At 72.6% G+C, this 18,547-nt stretch carries 20 protein-coding genes; 10 read left to right on the top strand and 10 right to left on the bottom strand.

Annotated elements, in window-relative coordinates:
* The first annotated feature begins 84 nt into the window (after positions 1–84).
* The 3 genes from ACZ6S4_RS34880 to ACZ6S4_RS34890 all read left to right on the top strand — a co-directional run bounded on the left by ACZ6S4_RS34880 (position 85) and on the right by ACZ6S4_RS34890 (position 4,444).
* A complete protein-coding gene (locus tag ACZ6S4_RS34880; protein ID WP_465478987.1) occupies positions 85–3,006 on the top strand; it encodes a LuxR C-terminal-related transcriptional regulator in 2,922 nt (973 codons plus the stop codon).
* On the top strand, positions 3,003–3,548 hold the full coding sequence (locus tag ACZ6S4_RS34885) for a LuxR family transcriptional regulator (protein ID WP_465478988.1): 546 nt from the start codon (positions 3,003–3,005) through the stop codon (positions 3,546–3,548). The genes ACZ6S4_RS34880 and ACZ6S4_RS34885 overlap by 4 nt, the downstream gene beginning before the upstream one ends.
* A gap of 68 nt (positions 3,549–3,616) precedes the next feature.
* Positions 3,617–4,444: a M55 family metallopeptidase gene (locus ACZ6S4_RS34890; protein ID WP_465478989.1), complete on the top strand. Its 828-nt coding sequence runs from the start codon at positions 3,617–3,619 to the stop codon at positions 4,442–4,444.
* Positions 4,445–4,466: 22 nt separating this feature from the next.
* On the opposite strand, the gene ACZ6S4_RS34895 is transcribed toward ACZ6S4_RS34890, so the two are convergent.
* Both ACZ6S4_RS34895 and ACZ6S4_RS34900 read right to left on the bottom strand, forming a co-directional pair.
* A complete protein-coding gene (locus tag ACZ6S4_RS34895; protein WP_465478990.1) occupies positions 4,467–5,246 on the bottom strand; it encodes a lysophospholipid acyltransferase family protein in 780 nt (259 codons plus the stop codon).
* A gap of 24 nt (positions 5,247–5,270) precedes the next feature.
* Complete coding sequence (locus tag ACZ6S4_RS34900) at positions 5,271–5,984, bottom strand: hypothetical protein (protein WP_465478991.1); 714 nt, start codon at positions 5,982–5,984, stop codon at positions 5,271–5,273.
* Between the two features lie 204 nt (positions 5,985–6,188).
* On the opposite strand from ACZ6S4_RS34900, the gene ACZ6S4_RS34905 reads away from it, so the two are divergent.
* Positions 6,189–6,782 (top strand): permease-like cell division protein FtsX, encoded by a 594-nt coding sequence (locus ACZ6S4_RS34905; RefSeq protein ID WP_465478992.1) that lies wholly within the window; start codon positions 6,189–6,191, stop codon positions 6,780–6,782.
* On the top strand, positions 6,779–7,300 hold the full coding sequence (locus ACZ6S4_RS34910; protein WP_465478993.1) for a SigE family RNA polymerase sigma factor: 522 nt from the start codon (positions 6,779–6,781) through the stop codon (positions 7,298–7,300). The genes ACZ6S4_RS34905 and ACZ6S4_RS34910 overlap by 4 nt, the downstream gene beginning before the upstream one ends.
* 5 nt (positions 7,301–7,305) lie before the next feature.
* On the opposite strand, the gene ACZ6S4_RS34915 is transcribed toward ACZ6S4_RS34910, so the two are convergent.
* The 4 genes from ACZ6S4_RS34915 to ACZ6S4_RS34930 are packed head-to-tail and all read right to left on the bottom strand — an operon-like array spanning position 7,306 to position 11,540.
* Positions 7,306–7,986, bottom strand: coding sequence for a VOC family protein (locus ACZ6S4_RS34915; protein WP_465478994.1), 681 nt, complete (start codon positions 7,984–7,986; stop codon positions 7,306–7,308).
* Positions 7,987–8,000: 14 nt separating this feature from the next.
* On the bottom strand, positions 8,001–10,349 hold the full coding sequence (locus ACZ6S4_RS34920) for an ATP-binding protein (RefSeq protein ID WP_465478995.1): 2,349 nt from the start codon (positions 10,347–10,349) through the stop codon (positions 8,001–8,003).
* Positions 10,350–10,382: 33 nt separating this feature from the next.
* Positions 10,383–10,805, bottom strand: coding sequence for a MarR family winged helix-turn-helix transcriptional regulator (locus ACZ6S4_RS34925; RefSeq protein WP_465478996.1), 423 nt, complete (start codon positions 10,803–10,805; stop codon positions 10,383–10,385).
* A gap of 9 nt (positions 10,806–10,814) precedes the next feature.
* Positions 10,815–11,540, bottom strand: a complete 726-nt coding sequence (locus ACZ6S4_RS34930) for a phosphotransferase family protein (RefSeq protein ID WP_465478997.1) — start codon at positions 11,538–11,540, stop codon at positions 10,815–10,817.
* A gap of 61 nt (positions 11,541–11,601) precedes the next feature.
* Here ACZ6S4_RS34930 and ACZ6S4_RS34935 point away from each other — a divergent pair, with 61 nt between their 5' ends.
* From ACZ6S4_RS34935 to ACZ6S4_RS34945, 3 genes are read left to right on the top strand one after another with little or no spacing between them, the layout of a single operon-like run.
* Positions 11,602–12,051, top strand: coding sequence for a helix-turn-helix transcriptional regulator (locus ACZ6S4_RS34935; RefSeq protein WP_465478998.1), 450 nt, complete (start codon positions 11,602–11,604; stop codon positions 12,049–12,051).
* Between the two features lie 5 nt (positions 12,052–12,056).
* Positions 12,057–12,467: a VOC family protein gene (locus ACZ6S4_RS34940; protein ID WP_465478999.1), complete on the top strand. Its 411-nt coding sequence runs from the start codon at positions 12,057–12,059 to the stop codon at positions 12,465–12,467.
* 26 nt (positions 12,468–12,493) lie between these two features.
* A complete protein-coding gene (locus ACZ6S4_RS34945) occupies positions 12,494–14,860 on the top strand; it encodes an ATP-binding cassette domain-containing protein (RefSeq protein WP_465479000.1) in 2,367 nt (788 codons plus the stop codon).
* Between the two features lie 17 nt (positions 14,861–14,877).
* On the opposite strand, the gene ACZ6S4_RS34950 is transcribed toward ACZ6S4_RS34945, so the two are convergent.
* Complete coding sequence (locus ACZ6S4_RS34950) at positions 14,878–15,306, bottom strand: GNAT family N-acetyltransferase (protein WP_465479001.1); 429 nt, start codon at positions 15,304–15,306, stop codon at positions 14,878–14,880.
* A 371-nt stretch (positions 15,307–15,677) separates the two neighbouring features.
* Between ACZ6S4_RS34950 and ACZ6S4_RS34955 the strand changes: the two genes are divergently transcribed.
* Complete coding sequence (locus ACZ6S4_RS34955) at positions 15,678–15,821, top strand: hypothetical protein (protein WP_465479002.1); 144 nt, start codon at positions 15,678–15,680, stop codon at positions 15,819–15,821.
* A gap of 44 nt (positions 15,822–15,865) precedes the next feature.
* Positions 15,866–16,822 (top strand): tyrosine-type recombinase/integrase, encoded by a 957-nt coding sequence (locus tag ACZ6S4_RS34960; RefSeq protein WP_465479003.1) that lies wholly within the window; start codon positions 15,866–15,868, stop codon positions 16,820–16,822.
* Here the strand turns inward: ACZ6S4_RS34960 and ACZ6S4_RS34965 are convergent.
* The 3 genes from ACZ6S4_RS34965 to ACZ6S4_RS34975 are packed head-to-tail and all read right to left on the bottom strand — an operon-like array spanning position 16,819 to position 18,529.
* A complete protein-coding gene (locus ACZ6S4_RS34965; protein ID WP_465479004.1) occupies positions 16,819–17,640 on the bottom strand; it encodes an alpha/beta fold hydrolase in 822 nt (273 codons plus the stop codon). The genes ACZ6S4_RS34960 and ACZ6S4_RS34965 overlap by 4 nt on opposite strands.
* Before the next feature lies 1 nt (position 17,641).
* Positions 17,642–18,061, bottom strand: coding sequence for an organic hydroperoxide resistance protein (locus ACZ6S4_RS34970; protein WP_465479005.1), 420 nt, complete (start codon positions 18,059–18,061; stop codon positions 17,642–17,644).
* 18 nt (positions 18,062–18,079) lie between these two features.
* A complete protein-coding gene (locus ACZ6S4_RS34975) occupies positions 18,080–18,529 on the bottom strand; it encodes a MarR family winged helix-turn-helix transcriptional regulator (protein ID WP_465479006.1) in 450 nt (149 codons plus the stop codon).
* Positions 18,530–18,547 lie beyond the last annotated feature (18 nt).

Here is an 18,547-nt window from a genome sequence, read left to right on the forward strand (position 1 = left end):
ACAGACTACGGAAGCTCGCGGCGACGCAGATCCCGTGTTCGTGCCACCCGGGCACGGACGCCGGGCAGGACAGGGAAACGGGGGATGCGGGTGGCACAGCAGGACCTGGCCGGGCTCGCCGCCGCGCATCTGCGCCGTCCCGGCCTCGTCGTGCTCACCGGCGCACCCGGAGCCGGCCGTTCCACGCTGCTGCGGCGGGTCGCGACTGCGGCACCCGGGCCCGTGCATGCCGGGGGCGGGCTGGCGATGCTCGCCGCCGTACCGGCGCTGGCCCTGTCGCGGGCGCTGAAGGCCCGCCTGCCCGCCCACGACGTGCCGCTGCTGGCCGAGGCGGTCCGCTCGCGGGTCCGCGGCGGCCTGCTCGTGCTCGACGACCTCCAGTACGCCGACCCGGCCACCCTCGCCGCCCTGCCGCACCTGGCCGCGCACGTACGGGTCGTGGTCGCGCTGCGCACCCCGCACCGGCTGAGCGAGGACAGCGTCGCGGCGCTGCGCGCGACGGCCACGGCCTGGCTGGAGGTGATGCCGCTGAGCCGCGAGTCCGCGCTGGAGCTGGCCCGGCGCGCCGGCGGTCAGCTCAGCGACGCCGCCCTGGCCGCGGTGGTGGACCGGGCCGGCGGCAACCCCCTCGCGATCACGGCACTGGCCCGGCAGGCCGGGGCGGGCCGCGGCACCCCGGAGACCGACATCGACCAGGTCGCGTACGCGATCGCCACCGCCCTGGCCGACCTGCCCCGTACGGCCCGCACCGCGCTCGCCGCGCTGGGCCTGCTCGGCCGGCCGGCCCCGGCGGCGCTGCTCGGTCCGGGCGCCGACGAGTTGCGCGCCGCCGGGCTGGTCACCGAGGACGCGGCCGGGCTCGTGCCGGTGTCGGCGTACTTCGCGGAGACCGCGGCGGGGCTGCTCGACGCGGCGGCCCGTACGGATCTGCACCGGGCGCTGGCGGAGCTGACCCCGGATGCGGAGGCGGCGCGGCACCTGGCTGCGGCCGGTGACCATCTGGGGGCGTACCGGCGGGCCTTGACCGCGGCCGACCGGGTTGCCGGCGGCGACCGCGCCGATCTGTTGCAGTTCGCGTGTGAGCTGCCCGGGGTGACCGTTGATCCGCGGGTGCGGATCGCGGCCGCGGACGCGTTGCTGGCCGCGGGCCGGCCGCATCCGGCGGCGCGGGTGCTGAGCAGCACCGGGCCGCTCGGGGTGGAGGCGGACGTGCTGCGCGGGGAGGCGCTGCTGCAGGCCGGGGATCCGGTGGCGGCGCGGGCGGCGGTGCGGCCGGTGCCTGACGCGGCGCCGGGAACCGTCGTGGCCGCTCGGGACCGGATTCTGGTGCTGGCTGAGCTGGCGACCGACCCGGCGGGTGCGCTGGACATGGCGGGCAAGGTCGCCGCCCGGTATCCGGCGCCGCCGCCGGGGGTGGCGGCGGCGCTGGCGGCCGTGGGGGCCGCGCATCGCCGGCCGGGGTGGGACTCGGCGCTGGCGGCTGCGGTCGCGGCGAGCGTTGATCCGCTGACCGGGCGGTGGAGTGCGTGGCTGCTGGTGGAGCATCTGGCGGCCGACGGGCGGTTGGGTGAGGCGGCGGCTGCGGCCCGGGACGCGGCGGCGGGGTGTGCGGCGGATCTGGCTTACAGCTGGCAGACCCGGTTCCTGGCGGTGGCGGACTGGGCCGATGTTCTGCGGGGCACGCTTCTGGCCGCTTCGGCTGCTTCGAGCGCTGAGTCCGACGTTTCCCGGGCGTCGTCCGCCGGGGCCGGCGCCCCGGCCGGTTCCTCTGCGGGCACCGATCCGGCTCGCGGCGCCGGTGCCTTCGCCACGCCGGAGCACGGGGTGCCGGATGGGGGCGCCGGGTCCGGGGCCGGGCCTCTTCCGGCATCGGTCGACGACCCTGCGGGTGTTGTCTACGGCCGGGCCGCCGGTTCCGGCGATGGCCCACCGGGTGTTGTCTACGGCCCGGCCGCCGGTTCCGGCTCGTTCGCGGCGCCGGACGGGCGTTCGGGTGCTGTTTCCGCCGGACCTGATGCCTCTCACGCGTCGCGGGCTGGAGACCCGGCCGGGCCGGGCGCCGTCTCCGGCAGCCGCGGTGAGAGCGGGTCGTCGTCGGATGTGCGGTTCGTGGCGGACCGGGCGTTGCGGCGCGCCGCCGATCTCACCGACCGGGCGCTGCCCGCCGACGCCCGCGGCTATGCCATCGCCGCGACCGCGTTGATCGAGGCGGACACCGGTCTGCTCGCCGCCGCCCGGTCCCGGCTCGCCGCGCCCGACGGGCATCCGGCCACCGCGTGGGTGGCGCGGGAGGCGGCCTGGCTCGACGGGCAGCCCGACCGGGCCGCGCAGCCCCCGGACGCCGCCGTCGCGGGGCTGCTGACCGGACTGGGGCACATCACTGCCCGGTGGGCCGCGTATGACTCCGGCGCCACGGCCCGGGCTGCTTTCGCGTCCGCGTTCGAGATCGACGCGCCGGCCCCGGCGATCCCCGCCGGGCTGCCGGCCGCCGCGCGGCGCACGCTGACCGCCTGGGCGACCGGCACCGGGTTCGCCGCGGCCGCGCAGAGCTGGGCCGGGGTCGCGTTGCGGGAGCAGATCCGCTGCCTGCTCGCGGCGGGACTGCACGACACCGATCCGGAACGGGCCGTGGCCGCGCTGCTGGAGGCCGAGCACCTGGCCGACACGGCCGGGCTGGTGGTGCTGGCCGGCCGGGCCCGGCGCGGGCTGCGCCGGCACCACGTGCACCGGGACACCCGCAGCCCGCGCTCGGGTTCGCAGCTGACCCGGCGCGAGACCGACGTGTTGCGCCTGGTCGCGGCGGGTGAGCCGACCCGGCGGATCGCCGGGCAGCTGGGTATTTCGGCGGAGACCGTGGATACCCACATCCGGGCGGGTATGCGCAAGCTGGGCGCCCGGACCAGGACGGAGGCGGCCGCGCTGGCGTTGACCCAGATCGAGGCGGCCGGACCGCCGGACCGTGACCGTCGCTCCGCCGTACTGCCCGACCGTGAGGATGGCCGGTGACCCGACAGCCCGATGCTCCCCGCCACGTCGTCGCCTCCGGCGCCGACGCCGAGTCCGTGGTCCGCCGCCTGGCCCGCGAGGGCTGGATCCCCCGTGAGGGTTTCGCGCTGCCGGACCCGGCGTGGGACGTCACCGGCGCGCGGCTGGTGCTGCACGGCCGGGTCGCCGACCGGGAGAACCTGCAGCTGGCGGTCCTGGCGGCGGCGCGGGGAGCGGGCATCGTCGCGGTCTGCGACGCGGACACCCCGGTGGGCCGGGCGCTGATCGACGACCTGAGCCGGCTCGGCGCGGTGCACCTGGGTCCGGGTGGGCAGCCGGCGCCGGCGGACGCGGGTGACACGGTCGCGGAGCTGGTGCCGGAGCAGCGGGCCCTGCTGGACCGGCTGGCGGCGGGCGACACGATCGCGGCGGCCGCGGCGGCGGAGTTCCTGTCGCTGCGGACGGCGAACCGGCGTATCGCGGAGGCGCGGGCCCTGTTCGGGGTGCGCACGACCCGTGAGGCCGTGCTGGCGTACCTGCGTCAGCGCCGCACCCCCGGCTGAGTACGCCCGACCCGCGAGGCTGTGCTGGCGCACCCCGGCTGAACGGGCGCCGCGTAAGGTGCCAGGCGATGAAGATACTGATCTCAGCCGATATGGAAGGCGTCTCGGGGATCGTGCATCCCAGCGAGATCAACCTCGGCCGCGCCGACTACGAGCGGTCCCGGGCGCTGATGACCGCCGAGGTCAACGCGGCCGTCGCCGGGGTCCTGGAGGCTGTGCCCGGCGCTGAGGTGCTGGTCGCGGACGCGCACGGCCCGTTCCGGAACCTGCTGCCCGAGGAGCTGGACCGCCGCGCCCGCCTGGTCCGGGGCAACCCCCGCCCGCTGGGCATGCTCGCCGGGCTCGACGACGACACCGACGCGGTGCTGTTCGTCGGCTACCACGCCCGTTCCGGTGCCGGGCCGGCCGTGCTGGCGCACACGATGAGCGACGCGCTGCTCGACGTGCGCATCGACGGCCGCTCGGTGGGTGAGATCGGCCTGAACGCGGCCCTGGCCGGCTTCCACGGCGCCCCGGTCGTGCTGATCAGCGGGGACGACGTGGCGTGCGCCGAACTGCTCGAGCTGGTGCCGGGCGCGGCGACGGTGGCGGTCAAGCAGGCGCTGGGGCAGCTTGCCGCGATCGCCCTGCACCCGGACGAGGCCCGCGAACGGCTGCACCGGACCGCGGCCAAGGCGATCCGCCGGCACGACCACGTCCCGCTGGTGATCATGCCGGGTCCGCTGAGGGTCGAGGTGGATCTGCAGGGGCCGCACACGGTGGACCTGGCGACGCTGATCCCCGGTGTGAGCCGGGCTCCGGGCGCTCGCACTATCACGTTCACGGCGGAGGACGTGGCGCAGGCCTACCGGCTGGTGCAGCTGCTGACCCAGCTGGCCCAGATCGCGCCGAGCTGACCGCGGCCGACCCCGGGCGCGGTCAGTGGGGGCGGATGCCGGCGGCGCGGTTGCGGCGGACGCGGCTCATGTCGGGTGGGCGGGTCTTGTCGATGTGCCGGGGTGTTTCCGGCTCGTCCGCGCGCAGCGGCGCCAGCGTCTGCGCGATCCCCTCGACGATCCGGTCGGTCGCCCGCATCGCCTGGGCGCCCGCCGTGCCGGTCATCCCGGACAGGTCGATCGGTTCGCCGAAGCGGACGTGCACCACCGGTCGCTGCCGGATCGTCCGGAGCAGGGAGCCGGCCAGGCCTTTGGGGGCCGCGTACGGCAGCACCCGGTGGGTGTCCCACTGCGCGACCGGGATGACCGGTGCCCCGGACAGGGCCGCCATCCGGGCCACGCCGGTCTTGCCGCGTTCGGGCCACATCCACGGGTCCAGCCCGATGCGGCCCTCCGGGTAGACCAGCACCACCGATCCGGCCTGCAACGCTTCGGCGGCGGCGGGCAGTGCCTGCGCGACCTGGGCGGTGTGCCGGTCGACGCGCAGGTGCCCGCACGCGCGCATGATCGTGCCCGCCACCGGGGCCGTGAACAGCCCGGCGGTGGCCATGAAGCGCGGCGCGATGCCGGCGCGGCTGCACGCCGCCATCAGCATCAGCGGGTCGATCGGGCTGACGTGGTTGGCCGCGAGGATCAGCGGGCCGTGCCGCAGCCCGGCCGGCACCTCACCGGAGACGCGCAGCCGGCACAGCAGCGGCACGACCATCCGCGAGGTGCGCAGCAACGCCCGCCACAACCACGGCGCCCGCCAGGTGTCTTCCATCAAGGCGACATGATCGCATGCCGGTCAGCCCGCGTCGCGCAGCTCCGCCAGGCGGGCCTCGATCTCGGCGAGCTCGGCGCGCAGCCGTTCGGCCTGCTGCTCGACCTCGGCGCGTTCGGCGGACACGATGTGCTCGACCGCTTCCTGCACGCCGGGCACGTCGACCAGCTGGACGATCTTCATCGCTTCGGACGGCTTCACCACGTACGGCTTGGCCAGGGCTTTGGAGCCCTGGTTGGCGGCGATGGTCCACTCGCCGTCGGTGTAGGCGAGGGTGACCGTCAGGCTGGGCGGCGGCTTGGGCTTGGCCGTCTTGGCCGTCGCCTTGCGCGGGGCGGGAGCCGACGCGGCCGGCGCGGGCGCGGGTGCCGGATCAGGGGCCGGGGCCGCCGCGGGCGGGGGTGCCGGCGCGGGGATGGGCTTGTCGATCACGAACTCGGGGGCCGGTTTGGCCGGCTGCGGCGGCACGGGGGCCGCCTTCTTCACCGGGCCCTTGGGGGCCACCTTGAGGTCACCGGGGGAGAACGGCAGCTCGTCGCGCCCGAAGCGCACGACCACCCACTCGTCGGACCCGGCCGGGTCGGTCAGGGCCACGACCTGCCCCACCTGCCCGGCGATCTGCCCCGCGGACTCGGTGAACATCACCCGCGGCCGCCGCCCCGCGGCGAGCCCGTCGCGGATCACCTGCAGCTCGTCCGTGCTGAGCCCTCGCACACCGGTGCGTGCCGCCGTTGCCATGGTCGTCCCTTCGTCGGTCAACGTGGATTCGAACGCGTGTTTCAATGCCGTAGTTCTACCAGGCCCCACCGACAAAGCACGCAGGCGCGCCCGGCCGGCCGGTCACGGGACCGCATTGTGGCCGCGGCGGGGATCATGTGACCGATCCGCACACCCAGGCAGTCATCCAGGGCAGTAGCCACCACACAGCCGGGAGCGCGCACTGTGCAGCAGAACCTGCAGGGCCTGTTCGAACGAGCCCTCGACGACGAACCCCTGCCCCCGCCGGGTGACCCGGTCGAGCAGGCGATGACCCAGGGCCGGCGGATCCGCCGGCGCCGCGGCCTGCTCATCGGGGGTACGGCCACCGCCGTCGTCACCGGCACCCTGATCGCCCTCAACATCGCCCTGGCCCCTACCGCCGCGCCGCCGTCGTTCGTGTCACCGGCGGCGATGCTCATGCCACCGGCCAGTGCCGCCTGTACGTGGCCGGTGCAGGACAACGCCGCCGCCGTCGCGGTGTTCCTGCGCGACGACATCACCGTCGGGCAGCTCAACACCCTCAGCGAGGCGCTCTGGAAGGACCCGGTCGTGCACGACGCGCAGTTCGAGAGCCGTGAGCAGGCGTACCAGAAGTTCAAGGTGCTGTGGCGCGACAGCCCGGACTTCGTCGCCGCGGTCTCCCCGGCCAACCTGCCGCAGTCCTTCCGGGTGAATCTGGCCGAGCCGTCCGGGTACCGGGACTTCGCCGCGCGGTTCCGCAACCGTCCCGGCGTCCAGGACCTGGTCGGCCAGTCCTGTCCGGGAACGCCCAAGTGAGCTCTCTGTGGCGCCGGGACCGCGCGGCCCGCGACGAGGAGTTCGCCACGTTCGTCGCCGCCGCCACGCCCCGGCTGCGGCGCACCGCTTACCTGATGTGCCGCGACTGGCATCTGGCCCAGGACCTGACGCAGCTGACCCTGGCCAAGATGTACGCCGCCTGGCCGAGGATCTGGCGCACCGCCGACCTGCCGGCCTACAGCCGCGGGGTGCTGATGAACGCCGTGTTCGACCTGCGCAAGCGCCGCAGCGGCACCGAGGTCGTACTGGCCGACCTGCCCGAGCACCCCGGTCAAGCGGCCGAGTCCGCCGCAGACCTGCACGTCACGCTCATGCAGGCGCTGGCCACCCTGCCGGTACGGGACCAGGCCATCGTGGTGCTGCGGCACTGGGAGGACCACAGCGTCGACACCGTCGCCGAGATCCTCGGGGTGTCGTCGTCGGTGGTGAAGATGCAGAGCATGCGCGCGCTGGGCCGGCTGCGTGAACTGCTCGGCGAGGACTTCGCCCGCCAATAGCGCGGTCAGAGCGGCCGGTCGGTGATGCAGTACGCCCGGCCGGCCGGATCCCGCAGCGTCGTCCACCGCTGGTGCACCGCCACCACCTCGGCGCCGAGCTCCTGATGCCACGCCACCTCCGCCGGCCGGTCCGTACAGGCCAGGTCCACGTGCATGCCCGCCGTGCTCCCGCCGACGCGCTGCAGCAGCAACCGCAGCGGCATGCCGTCCGGGCGTACCAGGAAATCGAACTCCGGCAGCGACCCCGCCCGCCGCGGCCAGCCCGTCAGGGCGGCCCAGAAATCGGCCTCCGCGTCGAAGCCGGCCACCGGCACGTCCAGGCACATCTGATCGACCAGGCTGCGCCCACCGGCCGGCCGCACCGCCTCGCCGTGCCAGGTCACCAGGCAGAACAGCAACCCGGCGGGGGAGCGCAGCACCACCAGGTCCCCGTCGTCGAGCACGACTGCCGCGCCCAGCGCGACCGCCCGGGCGGCCTGCGCCGCCACGTCCTCGACGTGCAGATCCAGGTGGGCGCGGGCCGGGCCGTCCCCGACGACCTGCACCCGCAGGTACGCGTCCCCGCCGGCCGGCACCAGCGTCGCGAACGCCCCGCCCGGCCCGCGCCGCGGCGACAACCGCGACCCGGTCACCGCCTGCCAGAACGGCTCCGCCACCCGCGAGGGCGTATCCAGGAACCCCGTCACCCACCGCACCGCCATCATGCCTCCCGTCCCGGCCGGCCCGGCCGTCGCTGCACCGCCGGTCCCCGATGCACCGGCGCGTCCCCGCTCAACTGCTCACCGCGGGCCCGGTCGGCGTCGGCCTCCTGCTCGCGGCCCGACGCCCGCAGCACCTCCGAGCGGTGCAGCAGCACCTGACCGAGACGCACCCGCAGCCCGAGGCGCTCATACTCCGCCATCGCCGTGCCGTACTCCCGCAACGCCGCCGTGTGCTGCCCCCGCATGTCGGCGATGTCACCCAGCGCCGCGTGGGCGCTGCCGATGCCGTGCCCGCTGCGCAGCCGCTCGAAGATCGCCAGCATCGCCCGGAAGTCCCGCTCGGCGTGGTCGTACGCCCCGTGCCGCACGTACAGCCAGCCCCGCTCCTGCAGGCAGTAGCCGCGCAGCATCTCGTCACCGATGCGCTCGGCGACACCCATCGCCTCCGCCACCAGCTCCCGGCCCCGGTCGGTCTGCCCGCCGAGCTCCGAGGCCAGGCCCAGACCCAGCAGCGCCCAGCCGCGTTCCGGCGACTCCCGCTCGGGCAGCAGCTCCACGGCCCGGCTCAGCACCGGCACACTGAGCTCCGGACGCAGGAACGTGTTGTACAGGGTGCCCAGCGACAGCCGTACCTCGACCTCGTCCGCGACCGCGCCCAGCCCGATCAGCAGCTCCAGCGCCCGCAGAAGCGCCGCCTGGGCCTCGGCGAAACGGTCCTGCGCCCGCCACGCGTCCCCGACCCGCCACAACGCCAGCGCGATCTCCCGCACGTCGGTGCCGAGCCGCTCGGCGGCCTCCAGCGCCTGCTGCGCCGCCGGCAGCTCGAGCCGGACCAGCCCCGCCATCCCGTACGAGTGCGACACCCACCGCAACGCCCGGATCCGGAACGGCTCATCACCCAGGGCCTGCGCCACCGGCACCGCCGACAACCACAGCCGCAGCCGGTAGGAGTGCTCGGCCTCCCCGGTCACCAGCGGATGCACCGCCTCGATCAACGTCCGGGCCGGCGCGGCCAGCCCCGCCCCGACCGCCGCGTGCACCGCCGCCAGCACGTTCTCCCGCTCGGCGGCCAGCCACTGACCCGAACGGGCCCGGGCGGTCAGCCACCGCAGGTGCCGGTGCAGGCAGTCCACGCCCTCCTCACCGTCGTCGGCGAGCTCCCGCGCGCACAGCCGCACCAGGTCGTGCATCCGGTAGCGGTCCGGCGCCGGCGACTCCACCAGGAACGCGTCCACCAGCCGTTCCAGCGCCTCGGCCACCACGTGCTCGTCCAGCGCGCACCGGGCCGCCGCGGCGGCCAGCCCCACCGACGTACCCGGATAGCCGCCCACCCGCCGGAACACCAGCCGCTCACCCGGGCCCAGCTCGTCGTAGACCGCCCGCAGCGTCGAGCGCACCGCCCGGTCGGCCAGCCGCATCTCGTCCAGGCGCCGGCCCTCGTCGGCGAGCCGGTCCGCCAGCGCCGACGCCGACCACTGCGCACGCATCCGCAGCCGGCCACCGACGATCCGCAACGCCAGCGGCAACCCGCCGCACGCCTCCACCAGCCGCCGCGCACCCTCCGGATCCGCCGCCACCCGCCCCGGGCCCGCCGCGGTCGCCAGCAGCTCCAGCGCCGCGCCCGGCGTCAACGCCCCGATCGTCAGCACCGAAGCGCCCAGCAGATCCGACAGCAGCCGCCGGCTCGTCACGATCGCCACACTGTGCGCCCCGCCCGGCAGCAGATACCGCACCTGGGCGGCGTCGCGGGCATCATCGAGCAGCACCAGCACCCGCCGGTCGGCCACCACCGACCGGAACCGCGCCGCCAGCTCCACCACCTCACCACGCAGCTCGTCGTCCGGACGCCCCAACGCCCGCAGGAACCGCACCAGCACCGCCTCCGGCGGCACCGGATCAGCCGACGCACCCCGCAACGCCGCGAACAGCTGACCGTCGGGATAACTGTCACGAGCATCATGAGCGGCCCGCAACGCCAGCGCCGACTTACCCGTACCCGGGGCGGCCGCGATCACCACCAGCTGCGAGCCGCCCTCGACCGCCGCCCGTACCGCCGCGAGCTCCGCACCCCGCCCGACCAGCGCCGGAGCCGCCGGCAACTCACCCGGGGGGTGGGAGAGCACCGCCAGGGCCCGGCCCGGCGTCGGCTCGGCCAGCCGCTGCTGCCACCACCCCAGCGCGACGCCCACCACAGCCAGCAGACCCACCAAGGGCCAGGCCATCCACGTGTACGGCCGCAGCGCCCCCGGCAGCACCCCGCCCGTGGCCACGTTCACGGCCACCGCCAGCAACACGGAGAACAGCCCCGACGTCACGACCAGCAACGGCACGACCCGATGCCGCATCATGCCCGGAAACATACATGCTCGTCACTTTTCGCCTCAGAGGGCGGCACGCACCTGGCCCAGCGTGCCGGCGAACCGGGCCAGCGCCGCCGGCGACAGCACCCCGCCCAGCAGCTCCGCCAGCCCCCGCTCGAACACCACATCGGCCGCCGCCAGCGCCGCCGCCCCCGACGGCGTCAACGCGATCAACGACGAACGCCGGTCCTGCGGGTTCGGCCGGCGCACACAATGACCGGCCACCTCGACCCGGTCCACCACCTTGCTCGCCGCCCCCACGGTGATCTGCAACTGCGCCGACACGTCCAGCACCCGGCACCCCGGCGTCGCGGCCATCACCCGCATCGGCATGAACTGCCCCAGCGGCAAGCCGCACTCCCGGCTCAGCCGCGCGTCCACGGCGTTCCACACCGCGATCTCCAAACCCACCAGATCGTCGAAGAGCCGCCGGAGATCCGTCACCGTCACACCCTAACGCTGCCCCGGAAACACCTTCCCCAGCTCGGCGGCGTGCGCCGCGGTCCACCCGTACGCGGCCCGCACCTGCTCGACCACCCCGGCGTCACGCAACCGCAGCATCGCCGGCACCCCCGCCGCAGCCGCCGACTCGATGCCCCGCCAGCACCGGTCCTGCCACCACAACACCGTCTCCACCAGCAACGGCAGGTCACCCCAGCCGTACGCGTCCGCGACGACCCGTACCCGCCGCGCCGCGTCCCCGACCGCCACCGCCGGGCCCAGCGGCACGAACTGCCAGCACACGTGGGCCACGTCCTGCACCCGCGACCCCGGCCCGGCGATGTCCCAGTCGATGAACGCCACCGGCCGCCCACCGCGGAACACCGTGTTCTTCGGCGACAGATCGTGATGACAGACGACCTCCTGGCCGCCGGCCAGCGCCGAACCCGCGGTCAGATCATGGAACTCGCGCACCAGGACAGCCACCGCCGCCAGCGCCGCATCGTCGACCGGGGGAGCGGCGTCACCCCACGGCACCTCACCGGGCACAAAACTCAGCACCTGCCGGCCACGATCATCGACACCGAGGAACCGCGGCGCGCCCGCCCAGCCCCGCTCGGCGAACAACTCCAGCAGACCCCGTACGACATCGGCATCCGCCGGGGGAGCCTTACGCACCGTCGCCCCCACCCGGACCGCCCCACCGACGAACCCACCCGGCAACGACACCTCCGCCATGAGCCCATCCTCACCCCGGACGGGCTACGCAACCACGGTCCGGCATGGCACGATTCCGCGTGTGACGAGCCGACCCGCCGCAGCACAGCACCTCAGCGACCTCGCCCGGCTGCGCCGTGTCCGCGACCGCATCGACCGCGACTACGCCCAGCCCCTCGACGTCGAAGCCCTCGCCCGCGGCGCCACCATGTCCGCCGGGCACCTCAGCCGCGCGTTCAAGCTCGCCTACGGCGAATCGCCGTACTCGTACCTGATGACCCGGCGCATCGAACGCGCCATGGCCATGCTGCGCCGCGGCGACCTCAGCGTCACCGAGGTCTGCTTCGCCGTCGGCTGCTCCTCCCTGGGCACCTTCAGCACCCGCTTCACCGAGCTCGTCGGCGTGCCACCCAGCGTCTACCGGCGCGAAGTGGCCGGCACCACCGCCGGGATGCCGTCCTGCGTCACCCGGCAGGTCACCAGACCGATCAGGAATCGAGAAGCCCCGGCCCCGGCCCCACACCTAGCCTGATCAGCATGGACATCGTCATCCACAGCAGCTACCTGCCACACGACGACCCCGACGCCGCCCTGGCGTTCTACCGCGACACCCTCGGCTTCGAGGTCCGCAACGACGTCGGCTACAACGGGATGCGCTGGATCACCGTCGGCCCCCCGGACCAGCCCGGCACCTCCATCGTCCTGCACCCACCGGCCGCCGACCCCGGCATCACCGACGACGAACGCCGCACCATCACCGAGATGATGGCCAAAGGCACCTACGCCGGCATCAACCTCGCCACCAAGGACCTCGACGCCACCTTCGAACGCCTCCAGGCCGGCGACGCCGACATCGTCCAGGAACCCACCGACCAGCCGTACGGGATCCGCGACTGCGCCCTGCGCGACCCCGCCGGCAACATGATCCGCATCCAGCAACTGCGCTGACCACCCACCCTGGCCGCCCCGCACAGATGGAGACCCGCATGAGCCCGCAGAACACCACACGGCACGACCTGATCCGCGTGCGGGGCGCCCGGGTGAACAACCTCAAAGACGTCAGCATCGAGATACCCAAACGCCAACTCACCGTCTTCACCGGCGTCTCCGGCTCCGGCAAGAGCTCCCTGGTCTTCGGCACCATCGCCGCCGAGTCCCAGCGCCTCATCAACGAGACCTACAGCGCCTTCCTGCAGGGCTTCATGCCGACCCTGGCCCGCCCCGACGTCGACGTCCTCGAAGGCCTCACCACCGCCATCATCGTCAACCAGGAACGCATCGGCGCCGACCCCCGCTCCACCGTCGGCACCGCCACCGACGCCAACGCCATGCTGCGCATCCTGTTCAGCCGCCTCGGCCGGCCCCACATCGGCTCACCCCAGGCGTTCTCCTTCAACGTCGCCTCCATCAGCGGCGCCGGCGCCGTCACCATGGAACGCGCCGGACAGACCGTCAAGGAACGCCGCACCTTCAGCATCACCGGCGGCATGTGCCCCCGCTGCGAAGGCCGCGGCTCGGTCACCGACTTCGACCTGTCCGCCCTCTACGACGACACCAAATCCCTCAACGAGGGCGCCATCTCCGTGCCCGGCTACAGCATGGACGGCTGGTCCGGCCGCATCTACCGCGGCTGCGGCTTCTTCGACCCCGACAAACCGATCCGCCGGTACACCAAGAAGGAACTACAGGACCTGCTCTACAAGGAACCGACCAAGGTCAAGATCGAGGGGATCAACCTCACCTACACCGGGCTCATCCCGTCGATCCAGAAGTCGATGCTGAGCAAAGACATCGAAGCCATGCAACCCCACGTCCGCGCCTTCGTCGAACGGGTCGTCACCTTCACCGCCTGCCCCGAATGCGACGGCACCCGGCTGAGCGAAGCCGCCCGATCCTCCAAGATCAACGGCATCAGCATCGCCGACGCCTGCGCCATGCAGATCAGCGACCTCGCCACCTGGGTCGGCGACCTCACCGAACCCTCCGTCGCGCCCCTGCTCACCTCCCTGCACCACACCCTCACCTCCTTCGTCGAGATCGGCCTCGGCTACCTCTCCCTGGCCCGGCCCTCCGGCACCCTCTCCGGCGGCGAGGCCCAACGCGTCAAAATGATCCGCCACCTCGGCTCCGCCCTCACCGACGTCACCTACGTCTTCGACGAACCCACCATCGGCCTGCACCCGCACGACATCCAGCGCATGAACAACCTGCTCCTGCGCCTGCGCGACAAGGGCAACACCGTCCTGGTCGTCGAACACAAACCCGAGACCATCGTCATCGCCGACCACATCGTCGACATCGGCCCCGGCGCCGGCACAGCCGGTGGCACCATCTGCTACGAAGGCACCGTCGACGGCCTGCGCACCAGCGGCACCGTCACCGGCCAGCACTTCGACGACCGGGCCACCCTCAAGAAAACGGTCCGCACACCCACCAGCACCCTGCAGATCCGCGGCGCCGACGCCAACAACCTGCGCAACGTCGACGTCGACATCCCGCTGGGCGTCCTCTGCGTCATCACCGGGGTCGCCGGCTCCGGCAAGAGCTCCCTCATCCACGGCTCGATCCCACCCGGCGCCGGCGTCACCTCCGTCGACCAGGGCGCCATCCGCGGCTCCCGCCGCAGCAACCCCGCCACCTACACCGGCATGCTCGAACCCATCCGCAAAGCCTTCGCCAAAGCCAACGGTGTCAAACCCGCCCTGTTCAGCGCCAACTCCGAAGGCGCCTGCCCCACCTGCAACGGCAACGGCGTCATCTACACCGACCTGGCCATGATGGCCGGCGTCGCCACCCCCTGCGAAGAATGCGAAGGCAAACGCTTCCAGGCCGCCGTCCTCGAATACCACCTCGGCGGCCGCGACATCAGCCAGGTCCTGGCCATGTCGGTAACCGAAGCCGAAGAATTCTTCAGCACGGGGGAGGCCCGCATCCCCGCCGCCCACGCCATCCTGCAACGCCTCACCGACGTCGGCCTCGGCTACCTCAGCCTCGGCCAGCCCCTGACCACCCTGTCCGGCGGCGAACGCCAACGCCTCAAGCTCGCCACCCACATGGGCGGCAACGGCGGCACCTACGTCCTCGACGAACCGACAACCGGCCTGCACCTCGCCGACGTCGAACAACTCCTGGCGCTCCTCGACCGCCTCGTCGACTCCGGCAAATCGGTCATCGTCATCGAGCACCACCAGGCAGTGATGGCCCACGCCGACTGGATCATCGACCTCGGCCCAGGAGCAGGCCACGACGGCGGCCAGATCGTCTACGAAGGCACCCCGGCCGACCTGGTGGCAACGCGCTCAACGCTGACCGGCGAACACCTCGCCGCCTACGTCGGCTGACCCGAGCAGGGGAGCGGTCAAGGCCGGGCAGTCCTGCGCATGAGGCGGGACTGCCCGACCTCATCGGTGAAACCCCACCGACGGTAGAAGCCGACCAGATCCGGCTGACAGACCAGCTCGACACTCGTGACGCGACTGACCCACGGATGCCCCAGCACCGCATCCATGATCATCGCGCCGACACCGACGCCTCGAACGTCGGGGGCCGCGACGACATCAAGGATCAGCGCCAGATATGTACGGTCGGTCAGTACCCGCGCGAAGCCGATCAGCCGTCCTGATGAGCGATCCGTCACGCTCACCACGACATCCGACCCGGCGAGTATGCCGCGGGTCTCGGTCTCCGTGCGCCCGGCCGCCCACCACGCCGAGGCGAACAACTCCAGCAGCTGTGGGACGGCAATGGTCTCGACGTCGTGGGAGACCTCGAACGAAGTAGCGGTCACGGCCTTACCGTTCCAGATCACGTCGACAGTCGCCGCCCGCGGTCCATCGACCAGATCCTCTCGCGACTGTCTGGTCGATAATTAACATTATGTCAACCTGAGCGCGCAAGAGGGGTCGCGGAGCCGGAAACGGCGGCCGGCCACGAAGCGAAACCTCAGGAGAAGCCGTCTGGTGGAACCGGCGCCCAGGAAGCGCTCGGAAAGGATGCGAGAGGCCGCCCGCAACGCAGCCGAGCCTCAGGATCGACGGCCGCACACGACGGGACGGGATCAGCCGCGGGAATCCGGCGCTCAGGGCGTACCGGAAAGGTTGCCGGCGGCGGACCGCCCAGCGGACGCAGGCGATCTCATCCCGGGCGTAGCGTCACCGCATGAGTAAGCCGTGGACGTGCCGGCTGGGCTGGCACAAATGGACCAGGCACTCCACCGAGGACGGCCAGCCGTTCCTGCAGTGCAGCCGCTGCGACGCCCAGAATCCCTACAACAAGATGCCGCCCGGCGCCGGTCTCGGTTGAGATCCGGACCCCACTCCACCAGTATTTCCTGCATAATATTCCTTATGCAGGACGAACAAGACATCAAGGTAGAAACTCTCATAGAAGACTTCCTCGGCGCAAGAGCTGTGCGGAAGCCGTCCGAGCACACCCTGATGGCCTACCGCCGGGATCTCACCACCGTCCTGCGGCTCATCGGCGAGGACGTCACTCTCCGTGACCTCTCCCCCAAGTCTCTGCGAGCGGCGTTCGCCACGTTCGCCGCCGGGCGGGCCCCCGCCTCGGTCTACCGGTGCTGGTCCAGCTGGAACTCGTTCTTCGGCTTCCTGGTCGTGGACGGCGTCGTCGCCGGGAATCCGATGCCGGCCGTGGGTAAGCCCAGGATGGCGGTCCCCTCCCCCAAGCCGCTGCGTGGTGAGGACACCCCGGAGCAGCTCCTGCAGGCGGTCAACCAGCCTGATGAGCGCCAGCGTGACCCGTGGCCGGAGCGCGATGTCATGGTCCTGGCCCTCGCGCTGTGTGCGGGTCTGCGGTTGTCGGAGCTGCTGGCGTTGAGGGCGGGTTCGGTGCTGGGGCGTCCGGGTGAGCGGCGGGTCGAGGTGGCCGGTAAGGGTGGCCGGCCGCGGACGGTGCCGATCGAGCCGGAGCTGGATGCTGTCGTCGAGCGGTATCTGGACAGCCGGCGGGTGCGGTTCGGGCGGTTGCGGCCGGGCGATCCTCTGCTGCTGGATCGGAAGGGTGCGCCGTTGAAGCGGGGTGGGTTGCAGTATCTGGTGGAGTCCTGTTACCGGCGGGCGGGGATCACGGATCGGGTGCCGCGGGGTGCGCAGTTGCATGCGTTGCGGCACACGTTCGCGACGCGGCTGGCCGAGGACGGGGCGAATGCTTCGGAGATCATGCGGTTGCTGGGGCATGCGTCGTTGACGACGTCGCAGGGTTATATCGAGGTGACGGCGGCGCAGCAGCGCGCGGCGGTACGGGCGAACCGCACGAACCGCGCGCTGGGTGAGCTGGCCGGTTAGCTGTTCAGGAAGCTGAGCAGGGCTTCGTTGAACTCGGCGGGGTGGCTGGCGTTGATGCCGTGCGGGCCGTCCTTGATGACGACGAGCCGGCTGCCCGCGATGGCTTCGTGGGTGCGTTTGCCGCTGTGTTCGAAGGGCACGATGGCGTCGCTGTCGCCGTGGATGACCAGGGTCGGTACGTCGATCTTGGCGAGGTCGCCGCGGAAGTCGGTGAGGCCGAAGGCGGCGATGCAGTCGAGGGTGCCCTTGGGTGAGGCGATGTGGGCGAGTTCCTGGGCGTAGCGGACCTGGGAGTCGCTGACTTTGAGCGTGGTGCCGGCGGTGAAGAAGCCGGTGGCGAAGCCGTCGACGAAGGCGATGCGGTCGGTGGTGACGCCTTGCTGGAAGCTTTTGATGGTGGCGTCGTCGAGGGCGCCGTCGGGGTTGTCGTCGCTCTTGTAGAGGTACGGCGGGACGGCGCCGGCGAAGACGGCCTTGGTGATCCGGTCGCTGCCGTAGGTGCCGAGGTAGCGGGCTACTTCGCCGCCGCCCATGGAGAAGCCGACGAGGGTGACGTCGCGCAGGCCGAGGTGGCGCAGCAGGGCGTCGAGGTCGGCGGCGAAGGTGTCGTAGTCGTAGCCGTCCCAGGTCTGGGTGCTGGCGCCGAAGCCGCGGCGGTCGTAGGTGATGACGCGGTGGCCGTCGGCGATCAGGGCCGGGATCTGGGCTTCCCAGCTGCGGCTGGACAGGGGCCAGCCGTGGATGAGGACGACGGGGTCGCCTGTGCCGAAGTCCTCGTAGTGCAGTTCGACGCCTTGGGCTGCGGTGAAGTGGGTCATGTCAGGCCACCGTCAGGGTGACGTCGACGTTGCCGCGGGTGGCGTTGCTGTACGGGCAGACCTGGTGGGCGGCGTCGAGCAGGCCGCGGGCGGTGGTTTCGTCGAGGCCGGGGAGTTCGGCTTCGATGGCGACGGTGAGGCCGAAGCCGCCCTGGCCGTTGGGGCCGATGCCGACGTCGACGGTGATGGCGGTGTCGGTGAGGGTGATCTTCTGCTTGCCGGCGACGAGTTTGAGGGCGCTGTGGAAGCAGGCGGCGTAGCCGGCGGCGAAGAGTTGCTCGGGGTTGGTGAGGTGGCCGCCGGGTCCGCCCATCTCTTTGGGGACGGCGAGGTCGAGGTCGAGGACGCCGTCGCTGGAGCGGGTGTGTCCGCCGCGTCCGTCGCCGGTGGCGGTGGCCGAGGCGGTGTAGACAGCGCTCATGGTGGTGGCTCTCCTTGCCTAGATGGTGCTGGTGGCGGCTGCTGTGTCGCGGATGCGGCTGAGCAGGTGGTGCAGTTGGGTGAATTCCTCGATGGTGAGGTCGAGGGCGCAGGCGAGGCGTTCGGGGATGTCCGCGGCTCGTTGTTCGAGGGCGGTGCCGGCTGCGGTGGGGCTGATCCAGACGGTGCGTTCGTCGTCGGTGCCGCGTTCGCGCTGGATGAGGCCTTGGTGTTCGAGGCGTTTGAGCAGGGGCGAGAGGGTGCCGCTGTCGAGGTGCAGGGCGGTGCCGAGGTCGCGCACGGTGAGGCGGCCGCGGTGCCAGATGACGCGTAGGGCGATGTATTGGGGGTAGGTGAGCCCGAGGGCGTCGAGGGCGGGGCGGTAGAGGCCGGTCATGGCGCGGGAGGCGGCGTGGAGGTCGAAGCAGATCATCTGCTCGACTCCGGTGGTGGTGTCGGTGCCTGCCATGCGATGAACGGTAGTGCG

This window comes from Actinoplanes sp. NPDC051405 (genome assembly GCF_055586185.1).